Consider the following 2,289-nt stretch of genomic DNA (forward strand, 5'->3'; position numbering starts at 1 on the left):
GAGGATGCAGATATTACCTATCAGTGTTTTAAAAAGTATTTTGAGTTGGCAAAGCGCCTTCAAATACAAGGCTAAATTACGATTTATGGATGTATTTAGCGTGTTGATGTTTTTTTTCATTTTCATTTTATTCAGATAATGAGATAGTTACAATAATCATTACAAAAAACTTTTTAGAAAGTGCTCAATTGAGTTTTCATTATAAGAAATAAGTACTAATCCTGCATCAACCAAGCGGTTTGGTAGCTCAGTTGGTTAGAACGCACGCCTATCAAGCATGGAATCGCTGATTCGAGTCCCGTCCAGACCGCAAAAAATTGACCATTATTTCTATTGGCTAATTACTTACTTGTTATCATCATGAGACTATTTGTCCCTTCTTCACTTAGAGTAAAGTTACTTCAGAAGATGTACAAAAGAATTTATTAGGAAGGAGGCTATTTTAACTTTAACCAGTAGAATAGCCTTTTCTATTTAAAAGCCCCTAACGATTCTACATATTAAGCAAAGACAAAACAAGACTAATAATTGACATCTTTTTTGTTTGGAAGATATTGAGCAAAATGCTACCTTTCCTTAGTATATTGTTTGGTTCACTCTATAAATATCATGGAGACAACGAGATTTTAGCAAGTATTTGATTCTCAATACAATGTAGATTTGTCGATATCTGAGTCTTTATTGGAAACAGTACGTCACTCATGACTTTTTGGAAAAGAGTGTCTGAACAGTTTAATTACGTTCAGTATAGCAACGCAAAGCCGAAATGCGATAACGGAGGCACAACCCTATTGTAATTATCAAGTATTATGGAAAACGACAACCAGGCACAGCAAGATGGAACTTACATCGTAGTCGTAAATTATGAGGAAATTTATAACATTTTACCACCTAGTATAATTGCTGCTCATGGTATTCCTCCAGGATGGCGAGAGGCTGGTTTTTCTGGTAGTTTGGACGCTTGTAAAGAATATATCCAAGAAATTTGGACGAATCAGCGACCTAAGTCTTTGAGAGATGCAATGAAGAGAATGGTAGGAGAGCAAGAGGACTCATCGAGCTAATAAAGCACAGAAATTAATTCGCTAAGCAAATCTTCTGATATGTCAAAAAAGTTCATCTTGGTGCACTTTTTTGACATAAAATAATTCCCCTTTTATATTGATATTTTTTGTTACTAATCTATACTTTTTCTTGTTTTCTGCAATATGTTACCAGAAGACGACTTTCTACGAATGAATAGAATGACGTTTTACTTGAAAAATACACAAAAAATATCATTGTTATAATAGCTGATAATGAGTTGTTTATGAATTATTTATTGTTTTTGTGTAAAATTCATTTAACTATTTTGTCATAAATAGCTTGTTTAATCAAGATAATTGACTAATTTTGCATCACGATAAAACAACAAGATAGCAATTACTAGTTGTAAAGTCACAAAAATAAGGTTTGGTAGTTCAGTTGGTTAGAATACATGCCTGTCACGCATGGGGTCGCGGGTTCGAGTCCCGTCCAGACCGCCGATTAAAAGTCTCATAATCAATAGATTGTGAGACTTTTTTGTTTATATTGGTTTAAACCATAATTTTCGGTTTAAACATGGTTTAAACTTTTAATAAAAAAGCTCTCTTTTAAGCTACATGCTTAAAAGAGAGCTTTTTTATTTTTTTGTAGTATTTATATACTTATCATAAGTTTCTTGATCCATCGGTAACAAATAATCCTTTTCAAAAGCCTTTTTCCACTCTACAATTTCATCGTACTCATAATCCAATTCCTCTCCATCTCCATAGCTCATTATGTTACCATGCTGTATTTGTAAATCTGTTTTAACAATTGCTTTACCTACCGTGACATAGAGATAGCGATTATCGATAATATCAATGTCTTTAGGCTTTTTATTAAGCCTTAGCCATTGGATTAATTTGCCTGTGGCTATGTCGTAGGTTTTTACTTGGTGTTGAGTGATGATACTTAGGCTCTTACAGTCTTTTGAAAATTTAACCCTACTTAATTTTTTTTCATCTTTTAAAAAGTCTGGATTTTTTCCCGTTTCTACAGACCAAACTTTGGAAGTACCTCCAACTATTTCATCTTTTGTAATGAGCCATTTACTATCTGGAGAAAAAGTAGCGTAGCTAATCGTTTTTTCATCTTTTAAAAAGTCTGGATTTTTTCCCGTTTCTACAGACCAAACTTTGGAAGTACCTCCAACTATTTCATCTTTTGTAATGAGCCATTTACTATCTGGAGAAAAAGTAGCGTAGCTAATCGTTTTTTCATCTT

At 33.0% G+C, this 2,289-nt stretch carries 2 protein-coding genes and 1 tRNA gene; 2 read left to right on the top strand and 1 reads right to left on the bottom strand.

Translation table 11 applies throughout. From position 1 onward, the window contains the following. Positions 1–809 precede the first annotated feature (809 nt). Together ACOVQ4_RS23680 and ACOVQ4_RS23685 are read left to right on the top strand one after the other, a co-directional pair. Positions 810–1,064 carry an MbtH family protein gene (locus ACOVQ4_RS23680; protein WP_421823054.1) on the top strand — a complete coding sequence of 85 codons (255 nt, stop codon included), beginning with the start codon at positions 810–812 and terminating at the stop codon, positions 1,062–1,064. Between the two features lie 385 nt (positions 1,065–1,449). After that, positions 1,450–1,523, top strand: a tRNA-Asp gene (locus ACOVQ4_RS23685). A gap of 140 nt (positions 1,524–1,663) precedes the next feature. Here the strand turns inward: ACOVQ4_RS23685 and ACOVQ4_RS23690 are convergent. After that, a partial coding sequence (locus ACOVQ4_RS23690) for a WD40 repeat domain-containing protein (RefSeq protein WP_421823055.1) occupies positions 1,664–2,289 on the bottom strand: 626 nt, incomplete at its 5' end.

This window comes from Flectobacillus sp., assembly GCF_049240685.1.
GTDB lineage: Bacteria > Bacteroidota > Bacteroidia > Cytophagales > Spirosomataceae > Flectobacillus.